Origin of the sequence: Phycicoccus sp. CSK15P-2, assembly GCF_016888005.1 — a bacterium.
Taxonomy (GTDB): Bacteria; Actinomycetota; Actinomycetes; order Actinomycetales; family Dermatophilaceae; genus Phycicoccus.
This window is the reverse complement of the sequence record NZ_JAFDVE010000022.1, coordinates 117,668-132,225: the sequence shown is the minus strand read 5'-3', so window position 1 is coordinate 132,225 and position 14,558 is coordinate 117,668. Positions and strand designations below refer to the sequence as shown.

The window sequence follows — 14,558 nt, the reverse complement described above, 5'->3', positions numbered from 1 at the left end:
CTTCCCTTCCCGTCGTGCCCTGCAGCCGCACTCTAACGCGACGGGGCCGGCTCCTTCCCGACCCGGCCGACGGCCGAGTTTCCCACGACGCGCGTCAACGCGTCGACGACCTCGGGGTCGTACTCGTAGCCGAGCCCGAGGTGGATCCGCTCCATGGCCGCCTCGTGGCGCTCGGGCCCGCTCGAGCCGCCGGTCAGGTCGTCGTAGGCGTTGGCGCACTTGATGATCCGGCTGGCCATCGGGACCTCCTCACCGTGCTCCCGCACGAGCCGGAAGGGCGTGGTCTGACCCTCGACGTAGGTGGCGACGGTGGCGAGGGTCTCGGCGTGCCGGATGATCCGTGCCCCTTCCGAGGCGATGTCGCGCTGGTCGGCGGGCGCGGCGAGGACCGTGGCGCCGTCGGGGATGGGGTCCCGGAGGGAGATCTGGCCGAGGTCGTGCAGCAGCGCCGCGTACTCGATGTCGCGCAGCTCGCGGTCGCCGAGCCCGACGACCCGTCCGATCCGCACTGACAACTCGGCGACGCGCTCGGCATGCTGGTTCGGCGTGTAGCCACCTGCCTCGGTGAGCCGGGACAGCGTCGCGATGAGCTGGCGGTTCGTCCGGCGGTTGCGCGCGTACTGCCCGACGGCCGAGTAGGCCATGACGAGGGGCACGAGCGCGGCCGGGAGCGCGAGCAGCCCGAGTACCGGTGCCATGAGGGCGACCATGGGCCCGGTCACGACGACGGCCAGGGTGATCGGCGCGGCCTCGGTCAGCTCGTCGCGGACGGCCGAGAGCCACGGCGTGCGCTGCCGTTCGGCGCGGAGGGCGGAGACGAGGACGAGCTCGAGGAGCACGGCAAGGGCCGCCACGAGCGTCATCAGACCGGCGACGAGTCCTTTCGTGGCGGGTGCCTGCTGAAGCGCCCACAGCGTGTGCCCCTCCTCACCCCACGAGCGGGCGAGGAAGGCCGCGACGGAGACGCCGACGAGGCGCGCGGCGAGGGACGGCAGGCGCGCATGCCGGCCCCGCACCCTCCGGACGATCGCGGCGACGCCGAGCCCGGCGGCGACGACGAGGAGCACCAGCCTGGTGCCGACGGCGAAGAGCGGCTCACCCTCGATCGGTCCGACGAACGCCACGGCGAGGCCGGACACCATGGCCAGGGGTGCGGTCTCGCGTCCGCTCGGCATGCGCAGGGGGAGCAGCTCTCCGAGGGCGACGACACCGACGAAGATGAGGAGCATCCGCTCGTGGGTGCTCACCAGGGTGGCCAGGTCGGGGCCGTCCATCACGAGAGCGGCCACGACGAGCCCGATACCGGCCGCCAGCACCACGACGGCGAACGGACGGGTGGCCACCGGCTTCATCGCGCGGTCTCGGCCCGGTCCCGGCGCGCCACCGCGTACTCGAGCGCCTCGATGACCTCGGAGTCCAGGCGGCGTGCGACCAGGGCGTCCAGAGCGTCCTGCGGGGGCAGCACGGCACCTCCGGGCTCCCCGACCACGGTGAGCAGGTCGTAGGCGTCCGCCGCGCCGACGATGCGCGCCTCGACGGGCACGCCACTCGGGCCTTTGGCAGCCGCCTGGTGCGTCTCGATGGCCGGAAGCGCGCCGGCAAGGAAGTCCAGACCACCGAGGAGCCGGGTTCCACGAGTCGGGTAGGTCGCCAGCGCCGGCGACGTCTCACCCAGCAACGTGTCACGGACGACGCGGGTGGGAAGGCTGGTCAGCCCGACATCGTGCAGCTTGCCGGCCATCCGGGCATCCCCCACGGCTTGCGAGCGCAGGCCCAAGTGCTCTGCCATGTACTCGCTGAGCTCGGCCACGCGCCCACTGTGCCCCGCGAGGTGCGGAGCCTTCGCTTCCACGGCGGCGACGAGAACCTCGAGAGCCCTCTCTTGGCCACGGCGCTCTTCCGCGTGCTGCCGGTAGGCCCACTGCGCCACTAACAGAGGGGCGAGGACGATGATGACCGCCACCGGACCAAGGGCGGCAACCTTCCAGAGCACCACCATCGAGAACGCGATCGCGGCAAATCCTAGATACCCCACACCCGTGCCACGAAGCATCGTAGCCACTTGTTGGCGCATCGGCACTCCATGGGATATCCGAATGATGCCAGCGACCAGCAGAAGGTTGGTTGCCGCCTGAGTGAAGTTCGCTAAAAGCATTGGCATTGCCAATAAAGCAAGTATGCTTCCAGTGTCAGGAAGGTCTACGGGATCCGCAGTTCCGCCGACGGCAAGGAACGCAAGGCCACCCCAGAGCGCATAGAGCAAGAAAGTGGCCGCATTGAAGACACGAATATGAGGGGCCAGACGCCTCCCATGCAGGCCACCAGCGATAGCGATGGCGACCGCTGCACCCACTGGACCAAGGATTGCTTGAGCAGCCAGCGCGACGATACTCGATATATCGATTCGGACGCGCTCACTGATGTCAACAAAATTCTGAAAGAGTGAAAGAAGGCCGCTGAGCAGGCAAAAAACCCAAAGGTCCGGACCCCCGGGCAGGCCGAGGGTCCGGACGGTGAGGACGAAACAAAGAAGAGCAAAGGTTGCGACGAGTGCGATATAAAAACGACCTCGGTCGATTCGACGCTCTTTCCTGGCCTCGCCCATGGGTGGGTATCAGCCTCCGTAACCCCAACCGAGCTGCGGGCCGGTGGTGCCCGGCTTGCTGGTCGTCGTGGTGGACGAGGTGGGCAGGTCGCCTGCCTGAGCCGCTGCGGGAACGGCGATGACGCTGAGCGTGAGGGCGAGAGCTGCGAGAGTGGAGCGAACGACAGAGCGCATGAGTGATGTTTCCTTTCAGAGGTGGTACTGCCCGAGTCTGTCCTCCGGGGCCACCAGGCAGTGCCCACAGTGTCCCACGCGCCAGGGTGTGCGACAATCAGATGAACAACGAACACCGCTGACGAGCGGTTTCGTGAGCACCGACGGAGAGGGACCCCATGAGCAAGCGCGCCCGTAAGCGCCGCTCGCGCAAGGGCAGCAAGGCCAACCACGGCCGCCGCCCCAACGCCTGAGCCGGCCCACGACGCAGCGAAGGGCCCGGTGTGCATGATGCACACCGGGCCCTTCGCGTCCCCTCGTCAGCAGTCGGGGTCGAAGCGCATCGTCGTGATGCGCTGCACCACCTGCATCCGGACCACCTCGGGAGCCACCTGCTCCGGACACGAACGCTTGACGACCTGCTTCACCGCGGCGTCGAGGTCGTGCTCGGCGAGGCACGGGCGGCACTCGGCCAGGTGCTTCGCGACGCGCTTGACGTCCTCCGGGCTCATCTCGCCGTCGAGGTACTCGTAGATGTGGTGCAGGACCTCGGAACAGTCGCTGTGGCCGACGTGCTCGTCCCCCGTGGCGGGCTCGCGCTGACCCATCACTGCTCCTCCGCCCCGACCAGGCCCCGCTCGCGGGCGTACCCGCTGAGCAGGGAGCGCAGCTGCCGCCGACCGCGGTGCAGCCGGGACATCACGGTGCCGATCGGCGTCCCCATGATCTCGGCGATCTCCTTGTACGCGAAGCCCTCGACGTCCGCGAGGTACACCGCGAGACGGAAGTCGTCCGGCAGCTCCTGCAGCGCCCGCGTGACCTCCGTGTCGGGCAGGTGCTCGAGAGCCGACGCCTCCGCCGACTTCAGGCCCGCCGACGTGTGCGACTCCGCACGCGCGAGCTGGTAGTCCTCGACGTCCGAGCTGTCCGACTGCTGCGGCTCACGCTGCTTCTTGCGGTACGTGTTGATGTACGTGTTCGTGAGGATCCGGTACATCCACGCCTTGAGGTTCGTCCCCGGCCGGTACTGGTGGAACGCGGCGAACGCCTTGGCGTAGGTCTCCTGCAGCAGGTCCTCGGCGTCGGCCGGGTTGCGGGTGGTCCGCATGGCGGCCGCGTAGAGCTGGTCCAGCAGCGGAAGGGCCTCACGCTCGAAGCGGGCCTGGCGCTCGGCGGGGGTCTCGGTCTCGAGGTCGACCTCGGGGGGCGTCTCGTCGACCGAGGTCTCCTCGGTCGGCGTCTGCGGGGTACTCATCGTCTCCCAGCCTAGCCGGGCCCGCTTCGGAGCCGTCTCCAGGACGAACACGGGATGTGACCTTCCTCCGGGAACCGCTGTCGGGAGGAGAACGCCGCCGCGCTCGCCGTCATTCCGCGGCCGGGCAGGCGGTCTCCACCAGACGCGCCAGCCACGACCCCACCGCAGCCGCGACCTCCGCGGCGGACCGTTCGAGCGAGTGCGGACCGGGGACCTCGGTGAGGCTGCCGGGCGACGGCAGGACGGCCCGGACCTCGACGGGGGTACCGAACGGGTCCGTCCGCCCCTGGACCACGTGCACGGGGATGCCCACCGCCGCGGGCGCAGCGAGCTCGGCGGCGCGCGTCCGCTCCGGGTGGCTCGGAGGATGCAGAGGGAACGACAGCGCGAGTACCGCGGCGGCGCCGACCGACGCCGCCGTGCGGCAGGCCACCCTGGCCCCGGCGCTGCGGCCGCCCACGACGAGCAGACCCTCGCGGCGCACCGTCCCGAGTACCGCCAGCCATGCCGGGTCGAGCACTGCCGGCCCCGGCCCCACCCGCTTGCCCGCCACCCGCCACGGCTGGTCGACGAGGACGACCCGCCAGCCGGCGGCCACCGCCGCGTCACGGACGGCGGTGACGTCGTCGGTCCACCGCAGGCCGCCCGCTCCGTGGCCGACGACGAGGGTGCCGCACGCCCTTCCGGTGGGGTCGGTGGTCGTCGTGCGGGCGACGCCGGCGGGCGTGGGGACGAGCCGCTCGCTCATCCAGTGCCGCCGAGGAGCTCACCCGTCGTCGGGTCGACGACGCCGACGAGCTCGGACGCGGGGAGGGGCTCGAGGAGCCGAGCGCCGTTCGCCCGGTTGCTGCCCACCGCACGGGTCACGGGGTGCGCCACGAAGCGCCCCGGCTCGTGCGGTGCGAGCAGGGCGAGCGCATCGGCCGCCCCGACCTCGGGGGCGAGCCAGGCTCCCCAGTCCTCGGGGTCGAGGACGAGCGGCTGGCGCTCGTGGATGCGGTCGAGCCCGGGCTCGGCCGGCCCGGTGAGGACCGCGAACGTGGCGAGCCAGGCCATCGGGTCGCGGGCGTCGGAGACCGCCGGGTCACGCCAGAGCTCGTAGAGGCCTGCCATCGCGACGGCTCCTCCGTCGGCACGGGTCGTGAAGAAGGGCTGCTTGCGCGGCTTCCCCGAGAGGTCCGACGCCGTCGGCGAGGCCTGCCACTCGTACCAGCCGCGCGCCGGGACGAGGCATCGGCGGGAGGCGAGCGCCCGGGCATACTTGTCGGCGACGGACTCCACCCGCAGGTTGACCCTCCGTGCCGCGCCCCGGTCGTCCTTCGACCAGCCGGGGACGAGTCCCCAGGTGAGGAGGCGGAGCTGTCGGACGGGACGAGCGGTCCGGTCCGACCGTGGCGCGCGGGTCAGCACGACCGGCGCCTGCTTGGTCGGGGCCATGTTGTGGTCGGGGCGCCCGGCCGGGGGCTCCTGCGGGGACGCCAGGACGCTCCTGCCGGGCTCGTCGGTGCGGTCCTCCTCGACCTCGAACTCGAGGACGAGCTCGTCCGGGTTGGCCGTCGCGGCGTACCGACCACACATGACGGCAAGGCTACGCAGCGGCACCCGCGGCGACTACCGTAGGCAGGGAGGTCCTGACCAGCAGCGACCCCGACCCGGAGGTAGCGGATGTCCCTGGTGCGCCGCATCGCCCGCCCCATGCTCGCGTCGGTCTTCGTCGCCGGAGGGGCCGACCAGCTGCGTCACCCGTCCGCGAAGTCGGACGACGCCGAGCCGATCGTCCACCGGCTCGCGCCGATGCTCGGCCTGCCCGACGACACCGAGCTGCTCGTGCGGGCCAACGGTGTCGTCATGGTCACCGCCGGCACGATGCTGGCCCTGGGGAAGATGCCCCGCGTGGCTGCCGTCGCGCTGGCCGCCACGCTGGTCCCGACGACGCTGGCAGGCCACCAGTTCTGGCGCGAGGAGGACCCCGCGGCACGGGCGAAGCAGCGTACGCAGTTCCTCAAGAACCTCGGGCTGCTGGGCGGGCTCGCGCTCGCAGCCGTCGACACCGAGGGCAAGCCCGGGCTCGCCTACCGCGCCCACCTCGCCGGGGAGAGCGTCCAGCGCGCAGCGCGCACCACTCGCCGGGAGGCCCGGCACGCGGCGCGCACGGCCACCGCCGAGGCGAGGATCAAGGCGGCCCAGGCCCAGCATGCCTTCTCATGACTGGGACGCCCCCGTCGCCGAGGGGGCGGTCGACGCCCACGTCGTCCTGCCCGGGAGCAAGTCGCTCACCAACAGGTACCTCGTCCTCGCCGCCCTCGCGTCGGACGTCTCTCGCCTCCGGGCGCCGCTGCGCTCCCGGGACACCCTGCTCATGGCCGAGGCCCTCCGGACCCTGGGGGCCGACGTCGCGGACGTCGACGACGGCGACTGGGTCGTCACGCCGGGCCCGTTCCGGGGCGGTGGCCGCATCGACTGCGGCCTCGCCGGGAACGTCATGCGCTTCGTCCCGCCACTCGCGGGCCTCGCCGACGGCCCCGTCGCGTTCGACGGCGATCCGGAGGCCGGTCGGCGGCCCATGGCCCCCGTGCTCGGAGCCCTTGGAGCGCTCGGTGTGCGGGTCGAGGACGACGGCCGCGGCGGTCTGCCGTTCACGGTCCACGGCGAGGGCCGGGTGCGCGGCGGCTCGGTGACGATCGACGCCTCTGCCTCGAGCCAGTTCGTCTCGGGGCTGCTGCTCTCGGCCGCACGGTTCGAGGGGGGCGTGACGGTCCACCACGACGGCGAGGCCGTGCCGAGCCTGCCGCACATCGAGATGACGGTCGAGACGCTGCGCGACGCGGGCGTCGTCGTCGACGACGGGGACGTGCACACCTGGCGGGTCGAGCCGAGCGAGGTCAACGCGCTCGACGTCCAGGTCGAGCCCGACCTCTCGAACGCCGCGCAGTTCCTCGCGGCGGCGCTCGTCACCGGCGGCCGCGTGCACGTACCCGGCTGGCCGCAGTACACGACCCAGGGCGGCGACTACGTCCGCGAGGTCCTCGACATGATGGGCGCCGAGGTCCTCCTCGACCGCTCCGGGCTCACCGTCACCGGCGGCGGCAGCATCCTCGGGGTCGACGTCGACCTCCACGACTCGAGCGAGCTGACACCCGTCGTCGCAGCGCTGTGCGCGCTCGCCGACGGCCCGAGCATCATCCGCGGGGTGGCCCACGTCCGGGGCCACGAGACCGACCGGCTCGCCGCCCTGCACACCGAGCTCACCCGGCTCGGGGCAGGCGTGGAGGAGACCGACGACGGGCTGCGAATCACACCGGAACCGTTGCGGGGCAGGACGTTCCGCACCTACGCGGACCACCGCATGGTCATGGCCGCGGCCGTGCTCGGCCTGGTCGTCCCGGGCGTCGTCGTCGAGGACGTCGGGACGGTCGCCAAGACGATGCCGGAGTTCACGACCCTCTGGGGCCGGATGCTCGCCGAGCGGGTCGGCGCGGAGGCCTGATGGCGCGGTCGGCGCGGGACTACGACGAGTCCGACGTCCGCATCCGGCCGAACCGCCGCGGCTCACGGCCCCGCACCAAGGACCGCCCCAAGCACGAGGACGCCCTCCCCGGGCGCGTGCTCACGGTCGACCGCGGCCGGTACACGACCCTCGTGGGCGACGATCGGGACGGCCGTGTCGTCATCGCCATGCGGGCTCGTGAGCTCGGGCGCAAGGGCATCGTCGTCGGGGACCGGGTCGCGCTCGTCGGGGACACCTCGGGCGCTCACGGCTCGCTGGCCCGGATCGTGCGCGTCGAGGAACGCGAGACCCTGCTCCGGCGCACCGCGGACGACACCGACCCCGTCGAGCGGGTGCTCGTCGCCAACGCCGACCAGCTCGTCGTCGTCTCGGCCCTGGCCAACCCCGAGCCGCGGCCCCGGCTCATCGACCGCTGTCTCGTCGCCGCGTACGACGCCGGGATGGACCCCCTGCTCGTCCTCACCAAGGCCGACCTCACCGACCCGGCCCCGTTCCTCGAGCAGTACGCCCCGCTGTCCGTACCCCACGTGGTGACCGCCCGGGAGGACGGCCGGACCGTCGGCCTCGACGCCGTCCACGACGTGCTCGCCGGCCGGGTGAGCGTCCTCGTCGGCCACTCCGGTGTCGGCAAGTCCACCCTCGTCAACGCCCTGGTCCCCGACGCCGCTCGCGCCACCGGGGTCGTCAACGACGTCACGGGACGGGGCCGGCACACGTCGACGTCCGCGGTCGCCCTGGCCCTGCCGCACGACGACGGCTGGGTCATCGACACCCCGGGGGTGCGCTCGTTCGGGCTGGCGCACGTGGACCCCGACCGGATCGTCACCCACTTCCCGGACCTCGAGCCGGGAACGGACGGGTGCCCGCGCGGCTGCACGCACGACGAGGAGGAGTGCGCCCTCGACGCGTGGGTCGAGGGCGGCGCCGCGGGACCGGCCGGGCCGTCCCGGCTGGAGTCCCTGCGGCGCCTGCTCCGGACCCGGCTGCCCGCCTCGGAGGACTGAGCACTCGAGACCCTCAGCCCGAGTGGTCGGACATGTCCGTCGTCTCGACCACCGCGCGCGCCTCGGCGAAGTGGCACGCCGACAGGTGCTCGGCCACGCCGTCGCCCCGCATCGTCAGCCCGGGCTCCTCGGTCGTGCACCTGTCCTGTGCCTTCCAGCACCGGGTGTGGAAGCGGCAGCCGGTCGGCGGGTTCGCCGGCGAGGGCACGTCACCCTCCAGGACGATCTGCTCGCGCTTGCCCCGCAGCACGGGGTCGGGCACGGGCACGGCCGAGAGCAGCGCCTGGGTGTAGGGGTGGGTCGGACGGGTGTAGACCTCGTCCTCCTCCCCCAGCTCGGCGAGCTTGCCGAGGTACATGACGCCGACGCGGTCGGAGATGTGCCGCACCACGGACAGGTCGTGCGCGATGAACACGTACGCCAGCCCCAGCTCGTCCTGGAGCTTCTCCATGAGGTTGACGACCTGCGCCTGCACCGACACGTCGAGCGCCGAGACGGGCTCGTCGCAGATGAGCACCTTCGGGTTGAGCGCGATGCCTCGCGCGATGCCGATCCGCTGCCGCTGGCCGCCGGAGAACTGGTGCGGGTAGCGGTTGATGTGCTCGGGGTTGAGCCCCACGAGGTCGAGCAGCTCCTGGACCCGCTGGCGCCGGCCCTGCTTCGGCACGACATCGGGGTGGATGTCGAACGGCTCCCCGACGATGTCGCCGACCGTCTTGCGCGGGTTGAGCGAGGTGTACGGGTCCTGGAAGACGATCTGGATGTCACGCCGCAGGCGCCGCATGTCCGACGTCGACTGCGCGTACATGTCCACGCCGTCGAACTGCAGGCTGCCGCTGGTCGGCTCCTCGAGGCGCATGAGCATCCGGCCGAGGGTCGACTTGCCACAGCCGGACTCGCCGACGATGCCGAGCGTCTCGCCCTTGTGCAGGTCGAACGACACCCCGTCGACCGCCTTGACCCAGCCCGTGGTGCGGCGCAGGACCCCGGTCTTGATGGGGTAGTGCTTGACGATGTCCCTGGCTTCGAGCACGACCTCAGCCATTGAGCACCTCCTCGCTGAAGTGGCACGCACTCAACCGACCGGGAACGACCTCGAGCAGGTCCGGGTCGTCCGAGCTGCAGATGTCACGGGCCCGGCCGCACCGCGGATGGAACGGACACCCGGGTGGCATTCGGGTCAGGTTCGGCGGGAGACCCCCGATCGCGTAGAGCTCCTGCCCCTTCCGGTCCAGGCGAGGGATCGACGCGAGCAGGCCCTCGGTGTACGGGTGCGCCGGGTTCGCGTAGATGTCGTGCACGGCGGCCTTCTCGACGATCCGGCCGGCGTACATGACGGAGATGCGGTCGGCGACGTCGGCGACGACCCCGAGGTCGTGGGTGATGAGGATGAGCCCCATCTGGCGCTCCTCCTGGAGCTCCTTGAGCAGTCCCATGATCTGCGCCTGCACGGTGACGTCCAGCGCGGTGGTCGGCTCGTCGGCGATGAGAACGGCCGGGTCGAGCGCGATGGCCATGGCGATCATGATCCGCTGCCGCATGCCGCCGGAGAACTGGTGCGGGTAGGCCTTCACGCGGTCGCGCGCCCCGGGGATCTGGACCCGCTCCATGAGGTGCACGGCCTGGTCGAGCGCGTCGGACTTGTTCAGTCCGCGGTGGACCCGGAACATCTCGGCGATCTGCCAGCCCACCGGGAAGACCGGGTTCAGGGCGGAGAGCGCGTCCTGGAAGATCATCGAGATCTCCGGGCCGCGGATCTCGCGGCGCTGCTCCTCGCCCATCTGCAGCAGGTCCTGCCCGCAGTACCTGATGGCGCCACCGGTGATCTTCGCGGGCGGGATGTCGAGGATGCCCATGACGGTCTGCGCGGTCACCGACTTCCCCGAGCCCGACTCGCCGAGGATCGCGAGGGTCTCCCCCTGGTCGAGGTAGATGTTGACCCCGTTGAGCGCTCGGGCGACGCCCTCCTGGGTGTGGAACTCGACGTGCAGCTCCTCGACGTCGAGGAGCCGGCCGTTCTCCGGGCGGTACTGCTTGGCGGACGGGTCCGTCGTGACTGTGGTCATGGTGTCTCTCACCTCAGCGGGACTTCGGGTCGAAGGCGTCGCGGACGGCGTCGCCGAACATGATGAACGCCAGGACCGCCAGGCTGAGGAAGACGGCGGGGAAGAGCAGGACGTGCGGCGAGGCCCGCAGCAGCGGCAGGCCGTCGCTGACCATGACCCCCCACGAGATGGTGGGGGGGATCAGGCCGATGCCGAGGAACGAGAGTGTGGCCTCGACGGCGATGTAGACCCCGAGGTTGATCGTCGAGACGACGATGACCGGCGCCACAGCGTTGGGGAACACATGCGACCGCAGGATCCGCACGGGCGACGCGCCGAGGGCCCGGGCCGCGGAGACGTAGTCGTTCGGCTTGATCTGCAGTACCGAGGAGCGCATGAGCCGCATGATGCTGGGCCAGCCGAAGACGACCAGGACGAGGACGACCTGGAAGACGACCTGGAAGTAGCCCGGGTCGTCGCCGCGGAAGCTCGAGAGGAACACGATGGCGCCGAGCAGCAGCGGGATGGCGAAGAAGATGTCGCCGATGCGGCTGATGAGGGTGTCGGCCAGACCTCCGAAGTACCCGGCAAGCATGCCGGTCACCGAGCCCACCACCGAGGTGCCGAGGGTGGCGAACACACCGACGAGGATGGACGCCCGGGCGCCGTAGATGCAGCGCGCGAAGATGTCGTAGCCCTGGAGGTCGCGGCCGAACCACGCGGCGGCGTTGGGGGTCTCACGGGAGCGGGATAGGTCACCCTTGGCCGGGTCCAGGGATGTGAAGAGGGACGGGGCGACGGCCATGAGCACGAACACCGTGATCATCGCCGCGGAGACCCAGAACAGCGGGCTGCGCCGCAGCTGGCGCCAGGCGTCCTGGGTCAGCGACCTGGCCTCGCCGATGTCGCCCTCGGCGCGCAGGGTCTCGTCGACCATCGCCCGCTGGCTGTCGTCGGTGGGCGCGACGTCCTCGCCGTCGGTGACGTGCCGGCTGGTCTCAGTCATGGCTGATCCTCGGGTCGAGCAGACCGTACAAGAGGTCCACGAGCAGGTTGACGAGCAGGTAGGCGACGACGAGCACCGTCACCGCACCGACGACTGCCACGCCGTCGCGGTTGTTCACACCACGGAAGATGTATCCGCCGACGCCCTGGATGTTGAAGATGCCCTCGGTCACGATGGCGCCGCCGAGCAGTGCCCCGAAGTCGTAGCCCATGAAGGTGACGACCGGGATGAGCGAGTTCCGCAACGCGTGCAGCCCGACCGTGCGCTGGGGCGTCAGGCCCTTGGCCTTGGCCGTGCGGACGTAGTCGGCGCGCAGGTTCTCGGCGAGGTTGGTCCGGGTGAGCCGGGCGATGTAGGCCATGGACAGCGAGCCCAGGACGAAGGAGGGCAGCAGCAGCTCGTAGACGGTGGCGTCGGCGGACACGGTGACGGAGGCGACGCCCCACTTGACGCCGAGGAAGAACTGCGACACCACGCCGGTAACGAACACGGGGATGGAGATGAGGAACAGGGTGCTCACGAGCACGAGACTGTCCATGAACCCGCCCTTGCGGATTCCGGCCAGGGCTCCCGCGGCGATGCCGATGACTCCCTCCCAGAGCAGCGCCATGAGCGCGAGCTTCCCCGTGACGAGGTACCGGTCACCCAGCTCGCCCGCCACGTCGTTGCCGTACTGGTTCTCGCCGAGGTCGCCCTGCACGACGTTGGCCATGTACTTGCCGTACTGGATCGGCAGGGGGTCGTTGAGGTTGTACTTCTCGTAGAAGGCGGCCTTGTACGCCTCCGAGCACTCCCGTTCACCGCACTTGCCGGCGGTGGGATCGCCGGGGAGGGCGAAGACCATGGCATAGATGAGGAACGTCGCGCCGAGCACGACCGGGATCATCTGCAACAGCCGACGGACGATGTACTTGCCCACGTTCACCTCCGAGGGTCACAGGCGGGCACCGCTGTCCGCAAGGGTGCGCGGAAGCCGTGTCGCTACGGGTGGGGCAGCCGTGGACCGACCCCGAACGTCGAGACAGGGGTCAACTCTGTCACACGGGCTGTCTCCGGCGGCGTCGCGGAGGCGTCGCCCCGGAGCGGACCGGCCGCTGGCCGACCACCGGGTGGGTGGCCGGCCAGCGACGGGTCTCTGTGTTCAGCGGTTGCGGCCGGAGCCGCGGTGGGTCACTCCGAGACGGTCAGCACCCGCAGGTCGGGGCGGCCGAACGGCGTGATGACGACGTTGTCGACGCGCTCGGACCAGCCGGCCTTCGACTCGCCGTACCAGAGCGGGATCGTCGGGAAGTCCTGAGCGAGGACCTGCTCGGCCTGCTGGTACAGGGAGTTGGCCTCCTCGAGGTCCTCGGCGCCCGCGGCCTGGCTGAGCAGGCTGTTGAACTCGTCGCTGTCGTAGTCGAAGTAGTTCGAGCCGGCACCCTTGCCATAGATCGGCCCCAGGTAGTTCTCGATCGACGGGTAGTCCATGACCCACGCGGAGCGGAACAGGCCCTTCATCTCACGGTCGCTCAGCTTGGTCAGGAAGGTGGAGAAGTCGACCAGCGGGGTCGCGACACAGTCGATCTCGAGAGTGTTCTTGATCGAGTTGCACGTCGCCTCGGTCCACGCCTTGTGGTCGCTGTCCGCGTTGTAGCTGAGGGTGAGCTTGTCGCCCGGGAAGCCACCGGCCTCCTCGAGCATCGCCTTGGCGGCCTCCGGGTCAAAGACGCAGGACTCGCCGCAGACGTCGGCCTGGTAGCCGTCGACGACCGGGGAGACCCAGCCGGTGGCCGGCGTGTAGGTGCCGTTGTACACGGTGTCGACGATCTGCTGACGGTCGATCGCCATCGAGATCGCGCGGCGCACGTCCGGGTTCGACAGGTCCTTGTCGACCTCGGGGTTGATGCCGATGTACCCGTAGTACGACGTGGCCTTCGCGGCGTTCCGGTCCGGGAGGTCGGACTGGTAGATGTTGTCGATCAGCGCGCTGGTCGGGATGTCGTCCGTGAGGTCCAGGTTCCCGGCGACGACCTCGCTGTAGGCGGCGCCGCTGTCCTGGAAGATCCGGAAGGTGATCTGGTCGACGTTTCCGCCGAACTCGCCCGCGTAGTCGGCGAACTTCGAGACGACGATCGCCTGGTTCTCGGTCCACGAGTCGAACTTGTACGGACCGGCGCCGACCGGGTTCTTGCCGAATGCCTCCGGGTCCTCGAAGAACGAGTCGGGCTGCGGCGCGAACGCGGTGTAGCCGAGACGGATCGGGAGGTTCGAGACCTTCTCGGTCGTCTTGATCGTGAAGGTGTAGTCGTCGACCACCGCGAGGCCGGACATCTCCTCGGTCGTGGAGTCCTCGGCGCCGACCTCCTCAGCGCCCTCGATGACGCTCATGAAGTAGGAGCCCTCTTGGCCGTTCGGGCCGAAGGCGGTGTAGTTCCAGGCGTCGACGAAGTTCTTGGCCTTGACCTCGGTCCCGTCGTGGAACATGTAGCCCTGCTTGATCTTCACCGTGAAGTTCTGGTTGTCGTCGGTCTCGATGGACTCGGCGATGTCGTTCGACGGCTCGGCGCTCTCGGGGTCGTAGTGCACGAGGGTGGAGATCAGCACGTTCAGCACGTCACCGCCACAGGTCTCGGCGGTATTGCCGGCCACCAGGGTGTTCTCCGGGTTGCAGCCTCGGATGGTGATCTCGCCGCCCTCGGCGCCGGCAGCCGCGCTGTCGCTGCTGTCCCCGTCACCGCCGCCGCAACCAGCGGCGAGCAGCGCAACGGCCGACACGGCCGCGACGGCGACCTTGCGAGTGGTTCCTCGCATGGATGTCCTCCTACGTGGATGTGTTCCGGCCCCCGAACGGCACGGTGGGCCATCACCGAGACCCTCCCGGTCTGGGCGTCTCGGGGCTCGCCCCTCCGGAGCGTGCCGGATCCACTAAAGACCATGCGGGCCTCACAGGGAAGGTCCGTGGCGCCCCGAGACCTGATTGTGACCGAAGCGCGACCGACT

General features: G+C 70.4%; 15 protein-coding genes. 4 read left to right on the top strand and 11 right to left on the bottom strand.

Annotated features, from left to right (window positions below):
• Positions 1 to 32: 32 nt before the first annotated feature.
• A complete protein-coding gene (locus JQN72_RS18945; RefSeq protein WP_204135615.1) occupies positions 33 to 1,343 on the bottom strand; it encodes an HD domain-containing phosphohydrolase in 1,311 nt (436 codons plus the stop codon).
• A gap of 5 nt (positions 1,344 to 1,348) precedes the next feature.
• Positions 1,349 to 2,605 (bottom strand): HD-GYP domain-containing protein, encoded by a 1,257-nt coding sequence (locus JQN72_RS13405; protein ID WP_204135614.1) that lies wholly within the window; start codon positions 2,603 to 2,605, stop codon positions 1,349 to 1,351.
• 332 nt (positions 2,606 to 2,937) lie between these two features.
• Here JQN72_RS13405 and JQN72_RS19070 point away from each other — a divergent pair, with 332 nt between their 5' ends.
• The gene (locus JQN72_RS19070) at positions 2,938 to 3,012 is read left to right on the top strand and encodes a 50S ribosomal protein bL37 (RefSeq protein WP_128368344.1); all 75 of its coding nucleotides are present in this window, start codon (positions 2,938 to 2,940) and stop codon (positions 3,010 to 3,012) included.
• A 66-nt stretch (positions 3,013 to 3,078) separates the two neighbouring features.
• Here the strand turns inward: JQN72_RS19070 and rsrA are convergent, their stop codons facing one another.
• The 4 genes from rsrA to JQN72_RS13385 form a co-directional block, all read right to left on the bottom strand.
• Positions 3,079 to 3,366: a mycothiol system anti-sigma-R factor gene (gene rsrA, locus JQN72_RS13400; RefSeq protein ID WP_204135613.1), complete on the bottom strand. Its 288-nt coding sequence runs from the start codon at positions 3,364 to 3,366 to the stop codon at positions 3,079 to 3,081.
• On the bottom strand, positions 3,366 to 4,013 hold the full coding sequence (locus JQN72_RS13395; protein WP_204135612.1) for a sigma-70 family RNA polymerase sigma factor: 648 nt from the start codon (positions 4,011 to 4,013) through the stop codon (positions 3,366 to 3,368). Before JQN72_RS13395 ends, rsrA begins: the two co-directional genes overlap by 1 nt.
• A gap of 109 nt (positions 4,014 to 4,122) precedes the next feature.
• Positions 4,123 to 4,761, bottom strand: a complete 639-nt coding sequence (locus tag JQN72_RS13390; RefSeq protein WP_204135611.1) for an alpha/beta family hydrolase — start codon at positions 4,759 to 4,761, stop codon at positions 4,123 to 4,125.
• Complete coding sequence (locus JQN72_RS13385; RefSeq protein ID WP_204135610.1) at positions 4,758 to 5,591, bottom strand: SOS response-associated peptidase; 834 nt, start codon at positions 5,589 to 5,591, stop codon at positions 4,758 to 4,760. The genes JQN72_RS13390 and JQN72_RS13385 overlap by 4 nt, the downstream gene beginning before the upstream one ends.
• 87 nt (positions 5,592 to 5,678) lie before the next feature.
• Here JQN72_RS13385 and JQN72_RS13380 point away from each other — a divergent pair, with 87 nt between their 5' ends.
• Genes JQN72_RS13380 through rsgA form a run of 3 tightly spaced genes read left to right on the top strand, consistent with a single transcriptional unit; the run spans position 5,679 to position 8,525 of the window.
• Positions 5,679 to 6,221 (top strand): DoxX family membrane protein, encoded by a 543-nt coding sequence (locus JQN72_RS13380; protein ID WP_239100608.1) that lies wholly within the window; start codon positions 5,679 to 5,681, stop codon positions 6,219 to 6,221.
• Entirely contained in the window at positions 6,208 to 7,500 is a 1,293-nt protein-coding gene (aroA, locus tag JQN72_RS13375) for a 3-phosphoshikimate 1-carboxyvinyltransferase (protein ID WP_204135609.1), read from the top strand. Before JQN72_RS13380 ends, aroA begins: the two co-directional genes overlap by 14 nt.
• The gene (gene rsgA / locus JQN72_RS13370; protein ID WP_204135608.1) at positions 7,500 to 8,525 is read left to right on the top strand and encodes a ribosome small subunit-dependent GTPase A; all 1,026 of its coding nucleotides are present in this window, start codon (positions 7,500 to 7,502) and stop codon (positions 8,523 to 8,525) included. Before aroA ends, rsgA begins: the two co-directional genes overlap by 1 nt.
• A gap of 13 nt (positions 8,526 to 8,538) precedes the next feature.
• On the opposite strand, the gene JQN72_RS13365 is transcribed toward rsgA, so the two are convergent.
• From JQN72_RS13365 to JQN72_RS13345, 5 genes are all read right to left on the bottom strand, one after another.
• Complete coding sequence (locus tag JQN72_RS13365; protein WP_204135607.1) at positions 8,539 to 9,570, bottom strand: ABC transporter ATP-binding protein; 1,032 nt, start codon at positions 9,568 to 9,570, stop codon at positions 8,539 to 8,541.
• Complete coding sequence (locus tag JQN72_RS13360) at positions 9,563 to 10,591, bottom strand: ABC transporter ATP-binding protein (protein ID WP_204135606.1); 1,029 nt, start codon at positions 10,589 to 10,591, stop codon at positions 9,563 to 9,565. Before JQN72_RS13360 ends, JQN72_RS13365 begins: the two co-directional genes overlap by 8 nt.
• A 13-nt stretch (positions 10,592 to 10,604) precedes the next feature.
• Positions 10,605 to 11,507 carry an ABC transporter permease gene (locus tag JQN72_RS13355; RefSeq protein WP_204135651.1) on the bottom strand — a complete coding sequence of 301 codons (903 nt, stop codon included), beginning with the start codon at positions 11,505 to 11,507 and terminating at the stop codon, positions 10,605 to 10,607.
• A gap of 61 nt (positions 11,508 to 11,568) precedes the next feature.
• Entirely contained in the window at positions 11,569 to 12,495 is a 927-nt protein-coding gene (locus JQN72_RS13350; RefSeq protein WP_204135605.1) for an ABC transporter permease, read from the bottom strand.
• A 251-nt stretch (positions 12,496 to 12,746) separates the two neighbouring features.
• A complete protein-coding gene (locus JQN72_RS13345; RefSeq protein WP_204135604.1) occupies positions 12,747 to 14,369 on the bottom strand; it encodes an ABC transporter substrate-binding protein in 1,623 nt (540 codons plus the stop codon).
• Between the last annotated feature and the right edge of the window lie 189 nt (positions 14,370 to 14,558).